This is a genomic window from Pseudomonas folii, from assembly GCF_014357575.1.
GTDB lineage: Bacteria > Pseudomonadota > Gammaproteobacteria > Pseudomonadales > Pseudomonadaceae > Aquipseudomonas > Aquipseudomonas folii.
The window spans coordinates 81,629-104,673 of the sequence record NZ_JACONW010000001.1 but is presented as its reverse complement, the minus strand read 5'-3'; the positions used below and the strand labels follow the sequence as shown (position 1 = coordinate 104,673).

Below are 23,045 nucleotides of genomic sequence, written 5' to 3'. Positions count from 1 at the left end.
GCCGTCACATGCCTATATCACCCCGACAAGATGAAAGCAATATCACCAGCATTTGTATTTGCTGTTCCAGGCTGCAGACTTCGTCAGCCCTCCTCCAGCAGCAGGCGCCTTCAAATCCCAAGCACTTATGCAGGCCGGTGTTTCGCATGAATCACTGCGTTCTGTAATGCCTAACGTATGTTCTTGGTGAGCAGTCGCTTTGGCCCTGTTTCAGGCAAGCCTCTGCTGATACGACACAGCCAAAAAATGTGCGTGTCAATTGCACTTAACTACCCAGAGCTGATCAAGTCTGGTCGTAAAGCTCTGACTCATCATTTCCCGCCGCATTCCCCAGTCTGGATCAAAGGGTACGTTTGCCGTGCGTAGCGTCCCGCGCCCCCACTTCAGGTTTATTTCGTCTAGAACGTCCATTACCTTTTCTGCATTTATTGTCTGGTACGGTGCAAAGAGATCACCGGTGAATTCGCTGGGCTGTCGCAGATCCATAAGCAAAACTTCGGCTTTGCTGTATTTGAATCCAGGCCGGAATAAACGATTGACTGCCTCTGTGGCAGCCTTCGTCATCAGGCGGACGTCGTTCGTAGGATAAGGCAGCTCAACCAATGCGCCGTTGGCATACTTCGCTTCATCGGGGTTAAACATTCCAGTGCGAATGCTGACTCTGATCTTCTTGCACAGCGAGTTCTGCGCCCGGAGCTTCTCGGCTGCGCGGTGAACGTAGGTGGCCACTGCCTCTTTTATAGGCTCGATGGTTGTCAGGCGCTTGCCGAACATCCGGCTTGAGCAGATTTCCTGCTTGGGTGGCTCTTCCTCGCCCAGCTCCAGGCAGCTGATTCCGGATAGTTCGCGAGCGGTCTTCTCGATCACCACGCTGAATTTCTTTCCGAGCATTGTCGGATCGGCCCTGGCCAAGTCCATCGCGGTCAGGATGTTCATTGCTTCCAGGTGAGCCTTCATCTTGCGACCGACACCCCACACTGCTGAGACGGCCGTGTTGCGCAGCACCCAGTCGCGCTTGAACGGGTCGCAGATATCCACTACCCCACCCGTATTGGACTGCAACCGTTTGGCTGTGTGGTTGGCCAGCTTAGCAAGGGTTTTGGTGGGGCCTATACCTACGCCGACCGGAATGCCGGTTGATTGATGCACCGCGGCGCGGATCGTTCGACCAAAAGCCGTCAGGTCGCCTGGCATGCCTGTGAGATCAGCAAATGCTTCGTCAATGCTGTAGACCTCGACGGCAGGCACCATCGATTCAATAACCGTCATGACCCTTTCACTCATGTCGCCATACAGCGCGTAGTTGCTACTGAATGCCTTAACGCCGTGCTGGCGTAATACGTCTTTTATCTGAAAATAAGGCGCGCCCATCTTCACGAACGGCTTGGCATCGTAGCTGCGTGCAATGACGCAACCATCATTGTTGCTCAGCACGACAATAGGGGTCTTCGCCAAGTCCGGCCTGAACACCCGCTCGCAGCTTGCGTAAAAGCTGTTGCAGTCGATAAGCGCAAAAACCGGCTTATGCTGGGAGGAGGTCATGATCGCGCACGCTGTTTGTGACAACACCCCAGATGGCCAGCTCGTCGCCTTCCAGTATGTAACGCGGCGGATATCTCTTGTTTTCGGACATTAAAATAATGTCGTTACCCGACTTGTGCAGCCGCTTGCACACCGGCTCACCGTTCACTGCCGCGACGACAATGTGGCCGTGCCTGGCAGTTTTTGAGCGGTCCACCACAATCAAATCGCCACAGAACATCCCCGCGCCCTGCATGCTGTCACCCTCAATCCGCGCCAAGTACACGTGCGGCGCACGGACGTTGCACGTCTCGTCCAGCGAGAGATGTTTTTCAATATGATCCGCGGCCGGGGACGGGAACCCGGCCGGGATTTTGAATGAATACAGGGGGAGCTTGATGCCGCCCTCCATCAGCGGGCCGAGGATTATGACATTCATGACGCTAGCCTTCGGGTGAGTAACTGTATGAATATACAGTTAACGATTTCGTCCGCGCGCGGTCAATCTCATATAGAGAACATTTCGACGGGTGACACCATGTGCGGACGCTACTCGATCTACGAACCCATGGCCCATTACCTGAAAGAGCTGGGATCAAAGCAGATCGTGATCAACGGCTACGACGAATGGCCCCTTGAGCGCTACAACGTCGCGCCGAGCACTCGCGTGGAGATTATTCGAGGTGTAGAAGAAGGTCTAAGCGTGGACAAGGTCCGCTGGGGATGGTCGCCGTTCTGGGCGAAGGGGAAAAGGCCTGACCCGATCAATGCAAGAGTCGAGACGGTGACGACGGGGAAGTTCTTCAAACAGCTCTGGCCGAATGGCCGTGTACTTGTGCCAGCCAATGGGTGGTTTGAATGGGTCAAGGATCCTGACGACCCGAAGAAGAAGCAGCCCTACTTCATCCGGCTGAAAAGCCAGGCTCCAATGTTTTATGGCGGGCTGGCTCAGGTGACGCCAAGTATGGAGCCAAGCGCGGAAGATGGTTTTGTGATTATCACAGCCGCCAGCGATCAGGGCATGGTCGACATCCACGACCGACGGCCGCTTGTGCTCACACCGGACCATGCGAATGAATGGCTTGAGCCGGACTTGACGCCCGAACGCGCTGCGTTGATTGCGATGGAATGCTGCCGCCCCGTCGAGGATTTCGAGTGGTACCCGGTTGGCCGCGCAGTAGGGAATGTTCGAAATCAGGGACCGGATCTAATAACACCTCACAAGCATCAGTAAGATTTTAGCCGCTAAAATTTGTGCTGTTGAGTGGGTAGATGACCAAATCCATTCAAGCCTATTAACGATTCAATTGCTAGCGTCTAACGCACTTTGCCTGAGTATGTGCTGAACCGCTTCCATTTGGAGACGGCCCTCACGTTGCGGCTTGCTCTCTATTTAGCACTTACTTATGTAGTTATAGAGTCATAATTTATAAATTTGAAAGTTTATACCATCATAAGCCTGCGAAAACTCAATCCACTTTTCCCTTTATCCCTTTGACGCTTTATCCCCTTGATGCTTTATCCTCTTGAAGGAATAACGAAATAACGAATTAACGGAATACTGGGCATGCCAAGGAGCCGTACCCTGCGGCCTTGATTCGGCCAAGTAATTTGGATCGTACTCACCATTTATTAGGGAACACGAATTAATGTAGCCATATGGGAGGGATGCAACGCGACCGCAAAGAAATTGGATTGTGCAATCCAAAAAAGCTAGTTGGAAAAAATATTGACGGCGGAATAGGAGTTTATTAAGGTGACTTAAATCTTCGCCGCAACTACAACCCAACGACCTTAACGGGTGCGCTGTGCGCGAATGATTTTGTAAGAACGCAGTCAGCTTTAATGAAAAGGTGGAAGGGTTCGAGCCCTCCCACCTTATTTGCGAAAGCGCATAAACGTAAATCCTGAGGACGTTTAAGCCTTCGGCGTTTAGCTTTTCGTCTTAACTCAGCAAGGAGACGTTAGCATAAGACGCTGCCGGGACCAAGACTCAGGCAACCAGAACCATGGGTGTCGCGCCATGCTCAAAGAGCTGCTAGTCATGCTTTTGATAGAAGTCGTCAAGCTGCTGCAAATTCTACTGACGTAAAGGAGGTAGGCAGGATTTCATGATCCTGCCGCCACCCTCAGAATAGGCCGCCTAGAGCCGATGGTTCCCAGTTCATGATCACCAGCTCACCAGATAGCCCCGCCGCGCCTTGCCGCTGGTTAGTAGTCGTATAGCGAATGTCCAGGGTTTCAAAATGGAATCCATCGAACACCCGCCGAATGTCCGGATGATCGTTGATGCTGACCATCACCTTGCCTTTGCAACGCCGCATGAAGTCGGCCATTCGCTCGTAGTTTTCAAAGGGGAAGTCGACGCCATAGCCGGTGGTTTGCCAGTAAGGCGGATCCATGTAATGGAAGGTGTGGGGACGGTCATAGCGTTCAGCACATTCCAGCCAGGGCAGGTTTTCAACGTAGGTGCCGGACAACCGTTGCCACGCTGCAGACAGGTTTTCTTCGATCCGGAGCAGATTGATTGCCGGAGCAGTAGTCGCAGTGCCAAACGTCTGACCAGAAATCTTTCCTGCAAAAGCGTGGTGCTGCAGGTAGAAGAATCGGGCGGCACGCTGGATATCAGTGAGTGTTTCCGGACGGGTCATCTTCTGCCATTCAAAGACCTGGCGCGAACTGAGCGCCCATTTGAACTGGCGGACAAACTCTTCAAGGTGATTTTGGACAACACGGTACAAGGACACCAGGTCGCCGTTGATGTCGTTCAAAACCTCAACGGGAGCCGCCTGGGGACGCATGAAATAGAGGGCCGCACCTCCGGCGAACACTTCAACATAGCATTCATGAGGCGGGAAAAGAGGAATGAGGCGGTCGGCCAGGCGACGTTTGCCGCCCATCCATGGAACGATAGGTGTGGACATTAATTGCAAACCTTTACTGTATGGATAAACAGTTGCTAGACTCCGCTCCGCTTTGTGCACGAAGCGGGAGTCTTGGCTGGACTTGCAGGAAAAGGGCTGCGGGTTCGGCGTTCAGTCCGGATGTTGACGCATCCGGGCTGATCGCTCCTTTTGATTACTCGGCCTGTCCGAGACAAACCGTTCTGACGTACTGCTGCAGTGCGCTCAGTTGCCGGATGGCGTCGTCGCCGTCTGTTCCGGTATGGAGAATTCTTTCTGCAACCGCTGGGTCAAGTTCGGCTCTACCCTCTTCATCAGGCTGGCCGGTGGGGCTTGGGGCGGTTCGCACAGCGGGACAACTGGCTTTGACGTACACCCGCTGAGCGCCAGTAGCGACAGCAGCAAGCAGGGGCTTATTCTTTTCATCGGCTTTGGCCTGTTCCTGAGTGTGCTGCGTGTCGAGATCAAGCAGCAGCTTCTGGGTTTTCTTTCGCGATTCATTGGCAGCGGTGAGCTGCTTTGCCTTTTCCCGCTCGGCATCACGATCAAGCGTGACCGCATCGCGGATTGCCTTCTCGGTTTCAAGGCGAAGGGCCAGATAGGCAACACTTACCAGCAACGCCACCAGAACCCACACCCAAGCGGGAACCAGTTTAAGGACGGCCGTCACGGCACATCACGGAAAAAGATGTGACGGCCGAGTTTTAGCGTTCGCTTGGCGATGGCCGCCCAGTCCGGAGCTTTTGGCATCGTGGTTGAGTAATAGTGTGTTGCGCCGCCAGTGGGATCGGGCTGCTTGCCATCAATGACGATTGCTGCAGCTTGGCGGGCCTGAGCGAATTGAGCCGGTGGGATCGGCACTGCCCCGCTCAAAAATGGGTAGTTCGGATCGTTCTTGTTCCAGCAACTGAACTGCCAGGCCTTCTGGCACACGCCGGTATAGCCCTCCCCCCACCAATCCGGTTTGCTATCGTTGTGCAAATCCAGCTCCACGCGGTTGCGAATGGACCAGGCCACGGCAATCTGCCCCGCTAACCCTTCCCCACGAGCCTCCCCCCAAAGCGTGCGCGCGAGGATGTCTCGATCCTTATCACTGATAATCATGGTTTCTCCAGACGAAAAAAAACCGTCCATAGGACGGCGTGGGTGATGTGCTTACTCGTTACAGCGCGACAACCTTTAGCGCTTTGTCGGTTTTCTTCTTTTTGCCCTTGGCGTTGGCCTTGCCCTTTTTGCCACCGTTGCACTCGACAGTTGTGGTCCAGCCCGACTGCGTAAACACCTGCTCGACCGAATCGACCAGGTAGCTGCCATCCAAACCGACCTTGAAGCCGCGGGCATCGATCTCGCGCTCGGCGACCAGATCTGTCCGACCCGCCATTTCCAGCCGGACCCCGGCCGTGGATCGGTTGAACCCCGCCAGACGTGCCTTGGCGGCGGCCTCGGCTGCGCTCTTGTTGGGGTGTATGTGTCGGTCGGTATGGATGGGCGGCAGGCCGTCCGTACTGTCCTCATTGTCGAGCTTGACCGTCACCAACTGGCCTTTCTTGTCCGCGTATGACGCCTTGACCGCCGACTTAACGTTGTCGTCACCGAGGCGGAATTGCCACCGACTGACATCGCTACGGTTGATCACAACCACACCCAAACTTTTGCCGCTGGAACTTACGCCGCCCTGACGCGGCAGTACGATCAACTTGCCGTCAGCGACCTTGGCCGTGCAGTCGTATTGCTTGGCCAGGCGCGTGATGAAGTTCAGATCCGACTCGCTCAACTGGTCGGCTCGCTCGACAAGCGTCTGCACGTTACATTTAGGTTTCCAGCCGTTACGTGCCGCGATATCGGCCACAATCTTGGCAAGGCTGACGCCCTCCCAGCTACCGCTGCGTGTGGTCTTGGCGCTGCTGCGCGTGTCGCTGGACTTGCTGCGCACAACGATGGTGTCAGGCGGGCCAGACACCTCGATTTCGTCCACGGTATAGCGGCCGATCAGTGCCAGTTTCTGCCCCTCATAGCCCAAGTACACCTCCGTTTTCCCGCCGCGTTTAGGCAGATTAATGGCCCCGTCCCGGTCATCGAGGCGCAGCTCAAAGTCGTCAGCACTGGCTCCGGGCTTGTCGATCGTTCGCACCATCAACATGCGGTCATTGATCAGTGCGGTGATGTCGACACCGTTAGCGACGATCTTGTAGACAGGCTTCAAGGCAAACTCCAGAAATGAAAAACCCCGCACAGGGCGGGGGGTTGGCGTTGCGGATTAGCGTCAGTCCCAGAGGGTGACGGCCGTGTCGGTGCTCACCTCGATGTCAGGCAGCGTGATAATCAACCCGGCCCGAAACGGTTGAGGCTCATCCGAAAGGCCCTGATTGGCGTCCAGCACTTTCTCAACCGTGCCAATCAAATGCCCGTAGTAGTGCTGACAAATGACGTCCAGGACATCACCATCAGACGTTCTGCATGTCGTCGCCATAGCGCACAAACTCCAGCGTAAAGGCCTGCTTGCGCGGGATGCCGCCTTGCAGCATCGCGCTCTGTTCTTCGTTGAGGTTCACAAGGCACCAATTGCCCAGGACTTCGCCATAACCCGTGGTCAGCATGAGCGGCTGAAGCTTCTGCCCGATGCTGCGCAGGGTGTTGAGCTGTTTCAAACCGCCCTTGAAGCCCGGGAAGATGGCCCCCTTGATGGTGATTTTCTCTTCCCCCATACCCACCGCCTGCTGCGCCGGACGTCGCGTCAGACGCTCCTGACTGGCCCAGCGGAACGCCGTGGTACGGCTCAACTCATCAAAGGCGGCCGTGTCGAGGTTGAAGAAGTACGGCGGCGTATTAGGCGTTAGTGGCTGCATGATAAGCAGATGAGGAAACGGCTTCACCGCCTCCGGCGCGGGCGTGCCATTGGGCGCGATATCGGCTGTCGAGAACGGCGGCGCGCCGTCCGGATTGATCTTGGCCGCCACCGAGTTGACCGCGCTTTTGAATCGCGCCGTCTGCTCGCCCAAGGCACCCACCCGCTCTTGCAGCGCAGCCGCTGCCCGGGTTGCCTTGCCGTACATCGCGGCCGCCTGCCCGATCTTGGCCTGCGCCATGCTCACGGCCCCGGTAATGCGTTTCAGCTTTGCGCCAATGGCAGGCCCGACAAAGGGAATACCCTCAAGCTCATCCGCTGCGCCGGTCATGTCACCTATAGCGCTATTGATAGGCCCAAGCATGCCATCCATGCTCTTGCGGCCAGCTTCACCCGCTTTGACCATCGATTTGAAACCCGACTGAGCGCTTTCCAAGTACGTCATACCACCTCCTTAGAACACCGGCTGATCGCTCATATCGCGACGCGCAACCTGCTGCGCAGTCGTAGCCAGGCGTCGCTCAATTTCAGGCATCATCTGATTCAACAGCGCGGCCGGATCTTTAGCGTCACCCTGCACAGTGATGCTGAACGTCGGTGATAACGTGATTTTCTGATCGATCTTCGGAGCCGCTGGCTTCTCCGGAGCCGCTTTAGCAGCAGCGGCCAGCGTCGCGACCGGCGTTTTAGTGTCGGCAGCCTTGAGCGCGCTCGACACATCCGCAAGACCCGGCATTGCCGACGACGAGTTACGCGTAACGAGCGGCCCGTTTGGACCGAATGAACTGCCCATGCTTGCCAGACTGGGCACCGCAGGCCCCGGCCGGTCTTTCATCAGCAGCGGCGTTATCGGTGCCGTGTTGCTGGCCACCGCCTCCGGACCACCAAACAAAGACTTGCTGACAGAACCGCCCAATGCTTTGCCACCCATACTGCCCAGGGCACCACCGATCATCGCGCCGATAGCTGTACCAATGATCGGCACAACAGACCCGATAGCCGCACCGGCGGCAGCCCCGGCCAACGTACCGACGAACCCGCCGCCGGCCTCGCCATAACCCTCGGCTTTTTCGTCCTTGGTTTTGGCGTTGTCGTACACGTCCTTGGCGTCAATCAGCCCATCAAACAAAGCCGCAGGAATGCTGCCCTTGCCGATCCCCCCCCGCAAAACACCGAGGCCGGACGAAGACGGGACCATGGACGCTACAGCTGGAACGTTTGCCTTTGGCACGGACGTCGGAGGCTTCCAGCCACTGAGCGACTTGGGGGCGTCCGCAGGGCCGCCACCGGCATACACCCGCATGCGCGGCTTGGGAGCAGGATCACTCGCGGCCGGGGCGGTAACGCCTGCACCGCGCCGACGCCACCCACGCTTACCCTTGGTCTTGGTCTTTTCACTCCCCCCGCCCAGATCCGGACCACCACCGCCCAGACCACCGAGGCCACTGACCACCGCCACTTTCTGCACGACGTTGGGATTACCCATCATCGAGCCGCGCCCAATGTTCATAAGGCCTTTAACAATCTTGAAACTGTTGTAGGCCGCGCTTATGCCTGCAATGGCAGCGCCCGCCCCCAGCAAACCCGTGACCAGCGCGGGGGATTTATCGCTGACAGCGGCAACGCCCTTGGCGATAGCCGTCAAACCGGTAGACAGCGTGTCAGTCAGCGGCCGAATAGCATCCCCAGCGCTGCGCAAGGCATCGTCCATGGCCTGCCCGGTCTCTTTCCACATCTGTGCAGATCCGTCGCGCCGCTCGTCCAGGTTCTTGTCCAAGATCCCCGAGGCGTTGCCGGAGTCCTTTTTAAGCTTCTGATACAGATCCTTGTTCTGCATGTAGGCCGTCAATGCTGCCTTAACCTGCATGTCCGCAAACAGGTCGCCGGTACGCATCGACTCTTCGAATGCATTCATCATAGCCTTGGCTTTAGTCGGGTCAGCTTCCTTGCTGATCTTCGCCATGGCTTTAGCCATTTCAGCCGCTTTCTTCGGATCGGTCGCCTCGACGTATTTCTGCGCCAGGGCAAAACTGGCCTCCAGCGTCGACATGCCGTTTTGCATGCCGCCGCGCATCGACTTCTGATAATCAATGCCCGCATCCTTGTAGGCCTTCACCACATCGCCAGAACCGATTTTCTCCATCCAGTTCTTGAGGTTGTTGGCCGCCTCGTCCGAACTACCGGCGGTTTTCATCTGGACCTGAAGCATTGCACCGAGCTGCGCGACCGCGTCATTGCCGGTAATGCCCAGCTTGCCCATGCCTGCCAGCAGCGTCGGAAACCAACGCGCCATATCAGCCGCTTCAAAGCTGCCCGCTTGGCCCTGAAACGCAATCGCCTCAAGGGCCTTTTGCATGTCTTTGGGGTCATTGATCTTGGCGTTCTGGCCCAAGGCGTTGATCATCGCGGCCGTATCCGCACCGCCAGCGCCCTGCCCTACAACGAACTTGGCTGCCACTGGCGCGTAAGCCATGGCCTGCTTCAGCTCCATACCGGCACCGACCAAGGCGTTAACCGTTTCGGCAACCTCGTTGCGAGCCAGACCGGTATCCCGCGAAGTGCCAATGATGGTTTTGGCCATCTCTTTTTCTTCGTCTTTACCCGCTACACCTGCCTTGATCGCAATGTCACGAATCACCGCCCCGAACTCGGCGCTGACCCTGGTCGGCACAATCATCGTGGCCGCTGCCGCACTGGTGGCCAGCGCCGTGTTACGCAAGCCGGTAGCGCCCTCTTTCATCTGGCTCTGACCGGTCGACTTGAGTTCAGCTTTGCGCGCCTGCCGCCCGGCCTGCTCATAGGCTTTGCCAAGATTTCTGACCTCAACGCCCTGTCGTTTCAGGCTTTCAAGGTTAGCGTCGAGTTTGCGCCGCACCCCCTCGGCCGTAGCAGATCCGCTCAAATGCGCCTTGCGCCACTCTTCCTGCAGGCGCTTGGTTTCACCGATCACGGATTGCAAAACCCTGGCCTTGCCCGCCGTCGATTCAAGACGTTTAACGCGGCCCTCGACGTCCTTGAACGCCGCTCCCACAGACTTGCTGACTGCGCCACCAATCACCAGGCCAAGCGCTAATTCCTTCGCCATGCTGTCGCCCCTTGATCACCGTCGACGGGGAAAGCGGCTCATTCCCTGAGCCACCACCACATTTCGAAAAACGGCATCGTTTCAATCTCGGCCAAGGAGAACCCAGTTTCCTTAGCCATACGCTTTGCCATCAGCCGCAACAGTGAAGGGTCAAACGTCGTCCTCTTCGACCATGCGAAAGTAGCCGGACTTCACGCGCTCATAGTCCTTTAGCGTGAGGCCCATCAGGTCGGTTTCGCCAATGGAGGCAAGGCTGGCAAATAACATTGCATCAACGGCCAGCTCGTCATTGGGGTGCGCCTGCTGACAAGCACGCACCTCACGCACAGTCGGGGAGCGCATGACGATCTTGTCCGACTTGACGCCGTTCATTTCACTGGGCGTGGACAGGGTGATGGTCACACCGGAGTCCGTGACAACCAGCCACTTAGGCAGCTCGTTCGGGTAGGTTTTTGCATTGACTGAAGTGTTCATGTAATCCCCTTACAGGCCCAGCTGGTTGCGCATCTGGATAAGCTGGTCGACGCCATTGATCACGCGCACCGAGTTAACCGGATCGATCTCGTACATCACCGTGCCGTCAATTTCGAGCTTGTAGTACGACACGCCGATGTTGTACTTGAACTCGGCTTTATCGCCCGGCTTCCAGCTCCCCGGATCAACCTCTTTGAGCATGCCGCGAAGGGTTGCGGTGACACCCACAAAGGCACCCTTCTGGCCCCTGAAAGAGCCACGGAACGACGCATTGAACGCGGTGCCGTCTGCCAGGCCGAAGAACTTCATGGCTTCTTTACGCACGCCGTTGGTAGAGAACGAGGATTCAAGCTTCTCCAGGCCCATATCCATATCAATCTCGGCATCCATGCCGCCAGCACGATAGGCCTCGGTTTTAACTGTCACTTTGGGCAGAGACAGCTCCGGCACATCGCCGGAGAAGTTGATGCCGTCCACGAACATGTTTGTATTGAAAAGCGTTTGAGGAATCATGGTGCAGGCCCCCTTAGGAATTGGCGTCGAGCACTTCGGTCAGCCACTGGTTGGTGACTTCCACGAGGAAGTTAGGGTTTTCAGCAGGCGGCACGTCAGTGAAGCGAATGACCCAGAACACTTTGCCCTGCTCGATCTGGCTGGCCGTGTTGCGCTCAGGGTCCGGATAGACTTCAAAGTTGATGATCGCGCCTTGGTTTTTAAGGTCGCGCATAAAGTTCTGAAGGCCTTCCGTCACGTCCTTCACGTAGGTCTTGGTAATCGGACGATCCACCGCCCACTTGTGCCCGTAAAGGATCGCGTCCATGACGATATCCATGGTCCGCACACGGGTGACAAAGGACCACTTCGAGTCGCTGGACTGGGTACGGTTGCCCCACAGGCGGTAGCCGTCGTCACGGATGATGGTCGTGATGTTGGCCGCGTTGAGCAGGTTGGCCCGGCAGGTCTCGTCACCGTCCAGGAACTCGACCGGACGCGTGGTGCCAGTAACACCGACGAACTCTTTGTTCGACGGCGACGCCCAGAATCCAAACTCGCTGTCGGTCCAGGCAAACAAGCCAGCGGTGTACGCCGAGGCCGGTGCGTCGACGGTCGCGTTTTTGGTCGTATCCCAGAACTGAACGCCCGGATCAACGAGAAAAATCCGCTTGCTGCCGAAGTTCTCGGCATAGGCAATAGCGGCTTCATCCGTGGTGTTCGGACCGTCAATGATCGCAATGGCGCGCAGCTTCGCAGCCAGCCCGTCCATGGCGGTGGCTACCGGCAACGTCGAGGAGTGCCCGGGCGCGATCAGCAAACGTGGCTGGGCGTTGAACTTGCTCTTGCCATCCAGCAGACCTTGCAGGCCGGTACGCTGACCGTTAGCCAGAACCCCACCGATGATGGCCGAGGTTTGTGCCGCCGCGTCAGTGCCCAGGGTGACGCCACACGCCACGATCACTGCCTTGGCACGAAGAAACACCGCTTGGCAGGCCTTGGTGATAGCAGCATCAGCGCCCCATGCCGCAATGGCCTCGCTTTCGCGAGTGATCAGCTTCAGTTCATTAGGGTTAGCGCTAGGCACTCCATCCGCCAGCGGCCCTGGGGTGAAGGTGTCGCACAGTCCGATAATCGAACTCGACGGCAGCGAAATAGTGCGTGCTCCTACGTCCAGATTCGTGACCGTGACGCCGTGAAAAAAACCGCTCAGGCTCATAAAGCTTTTCTCCAGAAACGAAAAAACCCCGCTGGGCGGGGTTGTGTGTGATGTCTGCATTACGCGTAACGGAAAAGAAAACGCCCCGTCATTGCGGGGCGTTTATTGCGTCAGGGAGTAAAGCCATATTGGTACAACGGGGCGACTGTCAGCCCAAGGAAAATCAGCAGCTTCCGGCCAACCGCGCAACAACCGACGGTATGCCTGCAACTCGACGTATTGATCTTGGGTTAGGGTAGTTGGAGAGCCTTCTTCCACTTCATCACGATGACGCGTTACTACGCCGTCAGTAGCGGACAACTGCGCGTTGCGCCACTCGCGTTCAATATCAGCCATCTGCTCAATAGACAACGGAGGCGGCTCGATAAGCATTGGAAATCCAGTCTCAGGATCAGCCGCTACCACAAGCGGCGCTTGCGACTTGAGCGCGAGCAGCTGCTGCCAGTCTTCCAACGGATATTTCACGACATCGTTCGGCATGTCGGCACCATGCACGTCGAGGTAGTAAGCACCTAACGTGCTCGGGCTGAAATAGATCATGTTTTGTGGTTGTAGCTGTTCCATTTAATTGCCCCTGGCTCGGTAATAAACGCCCCAGTTCGCTGCGACGGCACCCGCCGCGCTCCTGATTCTCAGCTGTATTCCTGTTTTTGTATTTGTTCCAGCCACTGCGATGACAGAAGCCGCATCGCCGCCACTGTGCATAGCCACAATAGATCGACAGGCGTTTGGCCATGCCATGGGGAATGACACACCGATATTTCCGTTTGCATCGCTTACTGCATACCCCCATTGCTCGTACATACCCGACGCTTCGCGAGACCAGCCGTTATCCCCATTAAGCGACGCGAACATAGGCGTATAAGGAAATGTCGCCGAACCAGACGCGAAGTAGGAAGTACCCTGCAACACAACATCCAAGGACGATCCGGCAGGAACTGCAATGCTTCCGAAAGGGGCGGTAGCAATAGCGCCAATCTTGTCAGCTCCCGCTGGCACAACTGTCACTACGGCGGTACCCACGTTCCTGAATGTGATTACAGCACCGTTAATCCCACTAAGAGAGGGCGGCAAAGTAACAGTGAAGGGTAGTGATGAGTTAAATAAAACCAGATTCCCGAAGTGAGCAGCCGATAAACTTACAGCCGCGCTATAGATGGTGACGCCACTGTAATTGCCCAATGCCCGCTGAACGAATTCCGTCGTCGCCAGCTTCGTAGTGCGATCAAACTGAGGCCGCGTTATTGCCGTTGGAGTTCCCACAAACGCCGGGGAGTCAATCGGCGCATAGCCCTGCGTGACGTCTTGAAACGTCAGGCCCGTCGCGCCCAGCACAATCACGCCGTCTGTGACCAACTGCCAACGAGAGTCGGCCAGCGTAGCGCCCTGCTCAACCGATACGACCATCGCAGATGTCACTTCGGCATCGACATCGGCATCCGCCGCTCGCCCCCATACACCAGCTCCGGCGATGTACAAGCCATTATCCTTGGCGACTAACTGATTTTTCACCAGAACCCGATCACCGGCCGCCAAGGCAATCGCGTCGATGGTTTGGAGCCCGGCCAGTGAAATGTTGGCCGTAGTAGCCACGCGCACTGACTGCTTGCTATCGAGCTTGTAAAGCTCCTCCAGCACCTTTGCATCAACGTAGGCACGCGTCGCCAACACTACAGCCGGGTCAATCTTCAGCTCTACGTTACCGGCATTGGTCACAATGATGTTCAGTCGGACGATTTGCGTCCGGCCGGACCCTTGCACCAGCAACGGCTTGAACGACGGCGCACAGTTAGCCACCGCCACAAAATCACCGTCTGCGTCGTACAGGCCAATCTCGCGAATCCAGAAACCGCCGACGTCGGCCGGAATCACCTGCTCGGCAATGATCACCGCCGCATTGGCCGGGTCGATCTTGAGCGTGTTCAGCGGAGCGCGGCGCACCTCGTTGATTAGCTTGGTCTGTGTCACGGCCGGAACAGGATCTGCGCCATTTGCATCACCAATTGCCATGTGCGTGATCTTCCAGGGCAAGCCCAGCGCATCGGCGTTCGCCTGCTTAGCCGCGCCGACGTTGGTCAGCGTGGCAAAAAACTGTGAATTCAGATTGATCATGAAAAAACATCCAAGGTATCGGTAGAGGTTTCACGCCCTACCAGACCGAAATAGCCTGTGACCTCGATGTCACGCGGCACAGGTGGATAGACGTCGATTTCGTCCCCCTCATAGAGGCAAGCCGACATGTACTGGCGGCCTGTACTTTCCAGGCTGATAGCCAGCCCGGTCAGGTGTCGGGAGACGGGTTTGGCGTCATCGATCAGCTGAACCAGTTCCTGATAGGTCTCTTCGGTGATCCCCGTTTCAAGAACGCCCACCTCAAGCTCAAAGGTGGCAGGCTCGCCCTCCGGCACCTTCTGCCACCACTCGACGACATTGACCAGATAGCCCAGAGGCTCGACCACGCGACGAATCGCACCAATCGTGCCCTTGTGCTTATGGATGTAATACGACGCACTGATTGCCGCTCGCTTCACCGCTACAGGCCATGTATCCACCCATCGGTCTACCGAGCATTCCCACGCCAGAAACGGCAGCAAGGGCACCGGGCACGTCATAGGGTCGTAAATGGATCGCAGCGGAGCTGGAGTAACTTCAGCGGTTGCACCCTCAATGGCGTGCTCCAGCGGAGTACTGTTGTTCGGCAGCAGGCTCATGTCATACCCCCAACGTCACGCTAACTGAGGTGCAGTAAGCCGCTTGTTCCTTGGTGGGCTGGATGTCGTCCCAGCCCACCAGCTCGACGCGGCGAATACCCGCGACATGCAACTGGGCATCAATGGCTGAACGGGCCACCTCAACGCCCAGTCGCCGCCTTGGATTCATCCACTTAGCCAAACGCTCCTGAGCGTCGGCCAGCGCCGCCTCACTTTCAGAGCCGGTGCCAACTGGATGAAGAATGGCGGTGATCGTGTAGCGGAGAATTTCAGCACCCTTCACCGTGAGACGGTCGCCCAAAGGCCGCACATCCTCGTCACTGAGAGCAGCGCGCACCGTACCTAGCAACGCCTCATCGGCCGAGCCATCACCGTCAAGGCCTAGAACAGTGACCACCACAACAGCAGGAGACGGGCTTTCTGCCGTGGCATCCGCCACCAGTCCGGAGGCGTTACGCGCATGCAAGATGTAGCTGTTACGCGGCCCCGCCGTGGACAGGCCTTCCCAGCTCATCTGGATGCGTTCGCGAAACGGGTCATCCTCTTCCATCACTTGGGCTGTGGGAGGTGACGTCGTGAGGTCTTCAGCGACAACCACAAGACGCTTGAGGTTTACCCGGGCACCCAACTGCTCAAGGTCTGCGCGTTTGGCGTAAGCCAGCATCAAGGCCTTGGCCGCATCATTGACCCGCGCCCGATTGCCCACCTTGTTATAAGCGGCTAGCTCCAGCAGCTTGACTACCGGATCGCTCTCAAGCTCAGCGCTCCAACCCTCCCCCATCAACAGGCGAAAGTTCGCCAGCTCCTCGGTGTAAATGTCCTCAAAGTCCAGGGTTTCCAGAACATCCGGGGCCGGTAGCGATGACAGGTCCACAATGTTCATGCAGACACCTCCAATAGCTTGCTTTCGCCCTGGTACTCAGCCACGAGGCTGAATGTGATTTTGCCGTTGAGCACCGCTACAACCTTGATGCTGCCGAGCTTCACTCGTGGCTCCCAACGACCTAATGCCCGGGCCGCTTCGGCCTGCACCGCGCCTTTCCAGCCCTCGTTAACCGGCAGGTCAACGAAACGACGGATGCTGCTTCCGTACTCAGGCTTCATCCGGCGACTGCCCAGCGGGGTGGACAGAATGTCTTCAATGGACTGCCGCAGATGTTCAAGGCCGCTGATCGGCAGGCCGGTGCGGCGATCCATTCCGATCATTGAGGTCACTCCAACAACTGCTCGAAATCTTTATGGGCGTTCAGGTAGGCCAGCAGCTCGGACGTGCTTGCCGCGATCAGGCCCTTGGCAACACTTGCCTGTCCACCACCGGGCAAAATCAGGATTCGGGAGGTGAAAACCTTGTCGCGAAAAATCGTCGCTGGCACTACTTCTGCTGCCACGACTTGGGAAACCATCTGCACTGGTCGTGCGTCATGGATTTCGGGGCTTTCCGAATTGGGTTTATCAGTTGTTTTGTTGACAGCCATCGGGTTTCCTCCAGGCATAAAAAAACCGCTCAAGGCGGGTGACTATTGGGAATACATCAGTGCTTGTGATTAGCCGTGTTGCCGCCCGTATCGATGATTTTGCCGCCGCCGTGGATATCACCCGCCACGCGTAACGTGCCGTTGATCTCGGTTGGACCGTTCAGGGTGATGGCCGCAGACCGGACCGATATGGCGTTATCCGAGACGACTACCGAGGATCCGCCGACCTTGATAGTGACGGTGCCGGTCGGCAGCGTGATTTCATACGTCTTGGCCATCCAGTCGTAAACCAGCGAGCCGCCGTCATCAAAGCGCCAGACTTCTACGTGATCCCGGTTGTCCGGCTGGGCACCGGCATCGCTATACAGCCCAGGAATAAACCGCCCGAGACCGGGCACGCCGCTCGGATTGATCAACGTACCCTGCTCGTTCAGGCTCGGCGCTCGCCAATGCCGCGCCTTACCAGCTGCAACGCTGTGCCAACGCACCCATGGACTAACCCAGCCACGCGACTCAACGCGCACCTTGCCCGCGATCAGATCTACCCCAACGACGGTGCCGGGCATGATCATGGCCTGAATCATCCGGTCATGTTCGCCCAGGGCTTCGCTGCTCATAAGGCTACTTCCTCGCCCTCGACATCCAGCACCAGAGTAACTGGGGCAACATCAGGCCACGGCCATTGCTCGACCCCGAGGTATATCTGCTGAGTCCACTCGACTTTCCAAACCGTGTACCCATCAAGTTCAGGCTTGGTCCAGTCGGGTCCTGCCTGTATGAACTCCGCGGCTTCTACATCATCAAGCCCCCAGTATTGCGCACGCAGCAGAACAATAAGCTGGGTGACCAGCTGCGCAACGTGATGGTGATGGCCGCTGACCTCTGACCCCACAATGAGGTAAGCCTCTAATCGACAGACCATACCCACACGGCCCGTGCCAGGATCGGTACCAGGCTCAAGCTCGGCGAGTTCCAGAAACAGCGCTGGCAGATGAACCCGGTCGCGAATGTCGGGCCAGGTCGCTACCGTTTCCAAACCGGCCAACTGGCTGCCGAGTTCACGCTCAATGGTTGAAAACAACAAATCAAGGGTCAGCACGACTTCATCCACCGGCGCTACCTCGCAGATATTTTTGTAGCTCGAAATTCAGTTCCTGCCTGAGGACTTCCAACAATCTGGCGTCAGCCTTGCGCGTCCAGCTATTGAACAAGGGGCGGACGTCCTCAAGTGAGACTTTGGCTTTTGCCAACGGGAACCGGGTGCCGTGCTCCGCGATCCAGCCGGAACTCGGCCCGCCGCCTGACACTTCGCTATTCGGGTAATCATTCGCCGCGAAATGCTTGCTGGCCGTGCGTATCCAAATATCTGCGCTGCTGCCGTAGACCCGCTTGTAAAACGCCCCGCTGTAGCGTCGACGCCCCACGGACACGCCCGACTGTGTCTGACGTGCCCGCCCGGTTCGGCTGGCTTCCAGCGGGTTAATGCCAAACCACAGCTTGCCTTGCTGCTTGCCTGCTTTGACCGAATAGGCCTTGAGGCGCTGACGCACAGCACGCATGGCGATCCCCTCTTTGCGACCCACATCGCGAGCGATGTGGGTACGCAGCCAACCGAGGGTTTTGTTGATAGCCCGGCGCTGAGCATTGGCAGCAGCCTTCGGCATCAGCTTGGCGAAGTCAGTGAAGGCCTTTAACTCAGCGTCGGATGTCTGAATGGTGATCAGCGCGCTGCTGGAGGATGACTTGTAGAACGAACCAATGCTCATGGCTTAAGCCTCAAGACCAAGGCGACTAAGCCAGCACCGTCAGGCTCCGGCCGGACCAGCGTGTATTCTCCGCCGCCGTCCATGGCTGGCAGATCGATGGTGACGCTCTGCCCCTTCTCGACCCCTTCGGCGTCACCAACGCGAATCATGAACGTCGGCTCACGCAACCCGGTATTCAAACGTCCGATGTTCGGCTGGAGCCAAGGCGCAGAGAACATGCCTAAGACCGGACGCCCTTCGATTGAGCCAGAGTCGCCCAAGGTTTCGAATACGGTATCGTCGACCGCAGCCACAAGATCCCGAAAGCCCACGGTCAGAGCTCCAGCAGGATCTGCGCGAGCGGACGGGTGCACAGGTGCAACGGGTTTGACTGTGCTTCACCAGCCATGCCCTTGTTGAACGGCAGCGGCTCAATCTTGCTGTAGTAAGGCACGCCCTCGGTGTTGACCGTTTCCATGTAATCGGCCGGCGCGTACACCGAGATGTACAGATCCGGAACGCCCTCAGGAATCAGCAGCGCTTTGTCGTCATGAACAAACGAGACGCCAGCAATCTTGCCGCGATAGCGCTCCCAGACGATGCCACCAAACTCGAAGCTTTCACGCGCGTCACCGCGCAAAGCAGCGGCCTGCTGACTGTTGAGGTAAGTCTCTTTGACTGATTTGTGAACCAGCAGCTTGTTCCAGAAGTTCTTGCCGCACAGGGCACGCGAGCCGCTGCTGGTGACACTGCCCAGAGCTTCTTCCTGCAGGTCCAGCGCCTCGCCACATTTGACCCGAAGTTCAGTGTCAGGGTTGTTAAGCTCCATCGACATTTTCTTGCGGGACACCCCGAAGGTCTTGTAGATGTCCAGCAACACCGTTTTGCCATCCGCATCCAGGATCTGACCGTTCAAGGCCCCCATGCGCTGGTATTCATGCGTGGCGTCCAACTGGCGGCGGCACTTGGCAAGCCGTTTGTTGACCACGTCCTGTACCGCCTGCAATTCGGAACGGGTACCGAAAGCGCGAATGCCTTGGATCTCGTCGGCTTTGATCGAGAAACGCTGTGGCAGATGCACTGTATTGAACGGGATCAGGTTGCGCTTAGTGCCCGCCACCACCAAACCAGAGGTGCCACGCTCACCAGCAGGAACGAGCGCCAGGGTGTCGCCATCCTTCTCGATCTGGACCGTCAGGGTGGTGATGCCCTCTTCCTGAAACAGCCCGAGACTACTGATACGGCCTGGCAAGTACTCTTGGTCGTTGATCGCAGCAGTCAACGAAGAGACGGAAAACGCGTCATCGTTAAAGATTTCAATATCAGCCATGAAGCTATCTCCAGAAAACAAAAAACCCGCACAGGGCGGGCTGGATCAAATCGAGTGGATCGTCTTAGCGAACGATCAGGAAGTGCGCTGTCAGGGCTTTCTCGGCAGCCGGATCAAGCCCCGTCAGATGCACTTCGCTGATTTCAGCGAGGCGAACCACTGCACGGCCGCGACGGGTAACATCAGATTCGCCCAGCGGCCCGTAAAGAATGGCGACCGCGTTTTCGGTACCGTCTTCGGCCAACGGATCGTAGGGCGCAAATTCACCAGTGAGGCTGATCAAGCCAAGCACCTGGCCAGGTTCCAGTGCCGCACCGGCAGCAACGTTGATGGCCTCACGTGAAATTGTGCCGGGTGCCTCGGACAGCAGGAATTCGCCTGCATGCATCGGCTCGCGTTGAATGGTCATGTTCTTGCTCCTTTTGCAGATTGGGGTTTACCTGTCTGCGCGGCTTGCCGAGCTGACCAGATTGAGGATTGATCCAGTTGTTTAGCCTGCACCTTCGGTGCAGGGTCATCATCCAACGGCAAGCTGTTGTCGATTTCGAAGCCTTTGCCACTGGTGACAATCTTGTCGAACAGGCGCGCCCGGACGGCGGCTGCATCCAGGCCAGCTTCAACATACTCAGCGCTGAATTCAGGCAGTCGCGCTGCCACACACAGATCGTTCACGGCCTTGGCACGAATAAGCCCCGCCTGGACGATGGACTCGCTGGCCAACTGAGTGGAACTCACCAACGGCGCAACCAGATTACTAATGCCTTCCTCTGCGCACCGCTGAGTAATCATCAACGCTAACTTGGCCGAGTCGACAACTGGCGGCGTAGAGGGTGGATCCACCGGCTCGACATCCGGATCCGGCTCGGGCGGTTCTTCCAACTGCGCCAGCAGTTCAGCCGGAGCATTCTGGTAGCGCTGCAAGGCTGAACCTTGACCCAAACAGGCCTTGACCTTGACGCCCTCGCCCACCTCATCGGCAAGGCCTAAGGCGACCGCCTCACTGGCCGTCAGCCAGGTCTCAGCCGCCACCAGCCGTCGCAGTTCGACCTCATCGATGTCAGGTGCCTTAGCCTTGTAGGCCGCGATGATCGCCTCCATGGTCTGGTCGAGCACGTCGGCCACTTTGCGGAAGTCCTCGGCGTCTCCAGCCGCATACGTCCATGGGTTGTGAATCATCAGCATCGCGTTGGAGGCGATGACCACACGGTGCGCGCCGCACACTGCAACGCTGGCAGCACTTGCGGCCAGCGCATCGACACGGCCGGTGCAACGCTCACCCAGCCGTGACAATGCGTTATGAATGGCCAAGCCGTCGAAGAGGTCACCACCAATGCTGTTGAACGCAACAATCACTGGTGACGTGCCGTCATCCATGGCGCGCAGATCCTGCACAAACTGATTAGCGGTGATACCCCAGGTACCGATCTCGCCGTACACGAATACCTCGATCACCCGTGCGGCGGCTTCGCCTTCGGCCTGCACGGCATACCAGCTTTTGTCTTGCACTTGGACTTGTTTGCCCGCCCGGTTATAAACGCGTGGTCGCGCTTTCTTACTCATGGTTGCTCCTTCTCGTCGACAACAACTAAGGCGTCGAGAGTGCTGTAATTGAGGCCGAGGTCTGTGGCCCGTTGAAGGTCAGCAGCATTTTCCGCATCGACTGTTTCGGCGTCGTAGCCGGTGCGCAGGACCATCTCGCTACGTGAAGCAAAGCCCGCCCGCACTTCCATCTGCCGTGCCTGAACGTCTTGCACCGGCTGGATGTAAGCCCAGCCTTGCGGCACCCAACGTGTGCGCAGGTATTCGCGACGACGCTTGGCGTAATCGGCTAGAACCAGCGCGCCCGAGAGCACGGCCATATCCATCCACGCTGCCCGCACAGGACGGCACAGCTGGTGTACGTAGACGCTGAACTGAAGCTGTTCCAAGCGACGCCGGAACTCGTTGAGCACAACCCGCAACGCCCGGTCGTTGATCTCGCGCATGTCGCCGGTGAGGATCTCGTAAGGCGTGCCGGTTCCTGCTGCTGCAGCCATCAGTTGCTGCCGCATGAAGTCGGGGTAGTTGTTGCCCGCATCGGGCGGTTTGGAAAACTCCACCTCCTCGCCCGGCCCCAGCTCCTGCATGGTGCCGGGTTCGAGCGCGACCATCGGCGTGAAGCCGTCCCGGTCCAGGCTCAAGGGTTGGCCGGTGACCGGATCTCTGGGCACAGGTCCCGAGTCCGGTGCCGGTCGGCTGATAAAACCTGCGAACAGATTGGCCACTTCCTGACGGAACAACACGGCGTCATCGTAGTTATCCAGACTTCGCAGTCGCTTGAGCACCGGCGACAATCGCGGCACACCACGTAGTTGACCTGGCTCTACCGGTTCAAAGATGTGCAGCACCTGAGCCGCAGGTACGCGCACCAGTTGGTTGTAACCGGCGTTCAAGGACGTTGAGTCTCGAGGGTGCGACAGGTACATCCAGAACGCGACCCGCTTACCGCCCGGGGTGAACTCGATCCCGGCGCGGATGATGTTGCCGTTTCGGGTGGTCTCAAACTTATCGTGCGGGACAAATTCCGGAGCCAGCACCTGCATTTGCAGGGGAACTGCCAGCCCTTCTTCCAGACTGCGGGGACGCAAGCGAACAAAGCATTCACCCGACGTTTCCACCGAGCGTGCAATCAGCGCCTGCAGGCCGTAGAAGTCGGTACGCTCATCGGCGTCAGCTTCATCGACCCAGTCATCCCACAATTCCTGCTGCAGCTTTCGAAGTGCTTCATCGTCTGTTTTCGGTCTCGGCGTAATGCCTGTGCCGATCAGGTTGCTGACGCGCTTGTCGATTACATTGAAGGCATAGGGGTCATTGCGGACCGCTGCCCGGGAGCGTGAACGCAGATTGCGCAACGCCGGTGTGTTGATGCTGTTGATTCCGTTGTCGGGAGCATCCCAGCCAGTGGATCGACGGCCCTCTCCGGCACCTTCGTAACTGGCCTTGATGTTCGACGGCAGCAAGAATCCGTTACGGGTAAGCGTCGGATAGTGTCGAGCCATCAGATTCCCTTGCCCCCGTGACACAGCCGAACCACGCGGGAGCGCGGACCGGCAGCATTAACCAGCGACGAGCGAATCTCTTCACGAGCCTTGAGCAGCTCGTCAACCGTGCGGTATTCAACAGTGCGGTCGGTATAGCGGACGGTTTTTTCACCGCGAGCAATGGCCGCCTCAACCGCGTCGAGGTGCTTCTGGGTAAATGACATA

The 23,045-nt window shown here is 57.6% G+C and carries 28 protein-coding genes; 1 reads left to right on the top strand and 27 read right to left on the bottom strand.

What is annotated here, in order from left to right; all coding sequences use genetic code 11:
* Positions 1–255 precede the first annotated feature (255 nt).
* Together H8S59_RS00530 and H8S59_RS00525 are read right to left on the bottom strand one after the other, a co-directional pair.
* The gene (locus H8S59_RS00530; protein WP_187520070.1) at positions 256–1,542 is read right to left on the bottom strand and encodes a Y-family DNA polymerase; all 1,287 of its coding nucleotides are present in this window, start codon (positions 1,540–1,542) and stop codon (positions 256–258) included.
* Positions 1,523–1,960, bottom strand: coding sequence for a LexA family protein (locus tag H8S59_RS00525; protein WP_187520069.1), 438 nt, complete (start codon positions 1,958–1,960; stop codon positions 1,523–1,525). Before H8S59_RS00525 ends, H8S59_RS00530 begins: the two co-directional genes overlap by 20 nt.
* Positions 1,961–2,059: 99 nt before the next feature.
* On the opposite strand from H8S59_RS00525, the gene H8S59_RS00520 reads away from it, so the two are divergent.
* A complete protein-coding gene (locus H8S59_RS00520) occupies positions 2,060–2,755 on the top strand; it encodes an SOS response-associated peptidase (RefSeq protein ID WP_187520089.1) in 696 nt (231 codons plus the stop codon).
* A gap of 895 nt (positions 2,756–3,650) precedes the next feature.
* On the opposite strand, the gene H8S59_RS00515 is transcribed toward H8S59_RS00520, so the two are convergent.
* The 25 genes from H8S59_RS00515 to H8S59_RS00395 all read right to left on the bottom strand — a co-directional run bounded on the left by H8S59_RS00515 (position 3,651) and on the right by H8S59_RS00395 (position 23,044).
* Positions 3,651–4,445, bottom strand: coding sequence for a DNA adenine methylase (locus H8S59_RS00515; protein ID WP_187520068.1), 795 nt, complete (start codon positions 4,443–4,445; stop codon positions 3,651–3,653).
* A gap of 154 nt (positions 4,446–4,599) precedes the next feature.
* Positions 4,600–5,049, bottom strand: coding sequence for a lysis system i-spanin subunit Rz (locus tag H8S59_RS27195; protein ID WP_425504536.1), 450 nt, complete (start codon positions 5,047–5,049; stop codon positions 4,600–4,602).
* 41 nt (positions 5,050–5,090) lie between these two features.
* A complete protein-coding gene (locus tag H8S59_RS00505; RefSeq protein WP_187520066.1) occupies positions 5,091–5,528 on the bottom strand; it encodes a cell wall hydrolase in 438 nt (145 codons plus the stop codon).
* Between the two features lie 58 nt (positions 5,529–5,586).
* Positions 5,587–6,627 carry a phage late control D family protein gene (locus tag H8S59_RS00500; RefSeq protein ID WP_187520065.1) on the bottom strand — a complete coding sequence of 347 codons (1,041 nt, stop codon included), beginning with the start codon at positions 6,625–6,627 and terminating at the stop codon, positions 5,587–5,589.
* Positions 6,628–6,687: 60 nt separating this feature from the next.
* Positions 6,688–6,894 carry a tail protein X gene (locus H8S59_RS00495; protein ID WP_027902188.1) on the bottom strand — a complete coding sequence of 69 codons (207 nt, stop codon included), beginning with the start codon at positions 6,892–6,894 and terminating at the stop codon, positions 6,688–6,690.
* Positions 6,869–7,714 (bottom strand): phage tail protein, encoded by an 846-nt coding sequence (locus H8S59_RS00490; RefSeq protein ID WP_187520064.1) that lies wholly within the window; start codon positions 7,712–7,714, stop codon positions 6,869–6,871. Before H8S59_RS00490 ends, H8S59_RS00495 begins: the two co-directional genes overlap by 26 nt.
* A gap of 9 nt (positions 7,715–7,723) precedes the next feature.
* Positions 7,724–10,354, bottom strand: coding sequence for a phage tail tape measure protein (locus tag H8S59_RS00485; RefSeq protein ID WP_187520063.1), 2,631 nt, complete (start codon positions 10,352–10,354; stop codon positions 7,724–7,726).
* A 150-nt stretch (positions 10,355–10,504) separates the two neighbouring features.
* Positions 10,505–10,828 (bottom strand): phage tail assembly protein, encoded by a 324-nt coding sequence (locus H8S59_RS00480; RefSeq protein WP_187520062.1) that lies wholly within the window; start codon positions 10,826–10,828, stop codon positions 10,505–10,507.
* A 9-nt stretch (positions 10,829–10,837) separates the two neighbouring features.
* On the bottom strand, positions 10,838–11,341 hold the full coding sequence (locus H8S59_RS00475) for a phage major tail tube protein (protein ID WP_187520061.1): 504 nt from the start codon (positions 11,339–11,341) through the stop codon (positions 10,838–10,840).
* A 13-nt stretch (positions 11,342–11,354) separates the two neighbouring features.
* Entirely contained in the window at positions 11,355–12,539 is a 1,185-nt protein-coding gene (locus H8S59_RS00470; RefSeq protein WP_187520060.1) for a phage tail sheath subtilisin-like domain-containing protein, read from the bottom strand.
* Between the two features lie 102 nt (positions 12,540–12,641).
* A complete protein-coding gene (locus H8S59_RS00465) occupies positions 12,642–13,103 on the bottom strand; it encodes a tail fiber assembly protein (protein WP_187520059.1) in 462 nt (153 codons plus the stop codon).
* Positions 13,104–14,651, bottom strand: coding sequence for a phage tail protein (locus tag H8S59_RS00460; protein ID WP_187520058.1), 1,548 nt, complete (start codon positions 14,649–14,651; stop codon positions 13,104–13,106). It lies immediately after the preceding gene.
* On the bottom strand, positions 14,648–15,250 hold the full coding sequence (locus tag H8S59_RS00455; RefSeq protein WP_187520057.1) for a phage tail protein I: 603 nt from the start codon (positions 15,248–15,250) through the stop codon (positions 14,648–14,650). The genes H8S59_RS00460 and H8S59_RS00455 overlap by 4 nt, the downstream gene beginning before the upstream one ends.
* Position 15,251: 1 nt before the next feature.
* A complete protein-coding gene (locus tag H8S59_RS00450; protein WP_187520056.1) occupies positions 15,252–16,133 on the bottom strand; it encodes a baseplate assembly protein in 882 nt (293 codons plus the stop codon).
* Complete coding sequence (locus tag H8S59_RS00445) at positions 16,130–16,456, bottom strand: GPW/gp25 family protein (protein WP_187520055.1); 327 nt, start codon at positions 16,454–16,456, stop codon at positions 16,130–16,132. The genes H8S59_RS00450 and H8S59_RS00445 overlap by 4 nt, the downstream gene beginning before the upstream one ends.
* Before the next feature lie 5 nt (positions 16,457–16,461).
* A complete protein-coding gene (locus H8S59_RS00440) occupies positions 16,462–16,725 on the bottom strand; it encodes a hypothetical protein (protein ID WP_246474970.1) in 264 nt (87 codons plus the stop codon).
* 56 nt (positions 16,726–16,781) lie between these two features.
* On the bottom strand, positions 16,782–17,342 hold the full coding sequence (locus H8S59_RS00435; protein WP_187520054.1) for a phage baseplate assembly protein V: 561 nt from the start codon (positions 17,340–17,342) through the stop codon (positions 16,782–16,784).
* Entirely contained in the window at positions 17,339–17,836 is a 498-nt protein-coding gene (locus H8S59_RS00430; RefSeq protein ID WP_187520053.1) for a hypothetical protein, read from the bottom strand. The genes H8S59_RS00435 and H8S59_RS00430 overlap by 4 nt, the downstream gene beginning before the upstream one ends.
* The gene (locus H8S59_RS00425) at positions 17,829–18,491 is read right to left on the bottom strand and encodes a phage tail protein (RefSeq protein ID WP_187520052.1); all 663 of its coding nucleotides are present in this window, start codon (positions 18,489–18,491) and stop codon (positions 17,829–17,831) included. The genes H8S59_RS00430 and H8S59_RS00425 overlap by 8 nt, the downstream gene beginning before the upstream one ends.
* A complete protein-coding gene (locus tag H8S59_RS00420; RefSeq protein ID WP_027902174.1) occupies positions 18,488–18,802 on the bottom strand; it encodes a head-tail joining protein in 315 nt (104 codons plus the stop codon). The genes H8S59_RS00425 and H8S59_RS00420 overlap by 4 nt, the downstream gene beginning before the upstream one ends.
* Before the next feature lie 2 nt (positions 18,803–18,804).
* Entirely contained in the window at positions 18,805–19,800 is a 996-nt protein-coding gene (locus H8S59_RS00415; RefSeq protein WP_087265332.1) for a major capsid protein, read from the bottom strand.
* Between the two features lie 64 nt (positions 19,801–19,864).
* Entirely contained in the window at positions 19,865–20,209 is a 345-nt protein-coding gene (locus H8S59_RS00410; protein WP_187520051.1) for a head decoration protein, read from the bottom strand.
* A complete protein-coding gene (locus H8S59_RS00405) occupies positions 20,206–21,360 on the bottom strand; it encodes a head maturation protease, ClpP-related (RefSeq protein WP_187520050.1) in 1,155 nt (384 codons plus the stop codon). Before H8S59_RS00405 ends, H8S59_RS00410 begins: the two co-directional genes overlap by 4 nt.
* Positions 21,357–22,838: a phage portal protein gene (locus tag H8S59_RS00400; RefSeq protein WP_187520049.1), complete on the bottom strand. Its 1,482-nt coding sequence runs from the start codon at positions 22,836–22,838 to the stop codon at positions 21,357–21,359. Before H8S59_RS00400 ends, H8S59_RS00405 begins: the two co-directional genes overlap by 4 nt.
* Positions 22,838–23,044 carry a phage head-tail joining protein gene (locus tag H8S59_RS00395; protein WP_087265328.1) on the bottom strand — a complete coding sequence of 69 codons (207 nt, stop codon included), beginning with the start codon at positions 23,042–23,044 and terminating at the stop codon, positions 22,838–22,840. Before H8S59_RS00395 ends, H8S59_RS00400 begins: the two co-directional genes overlap by 1 nt.
* Position 23,045: the final 1 nt, after the last annotated feature.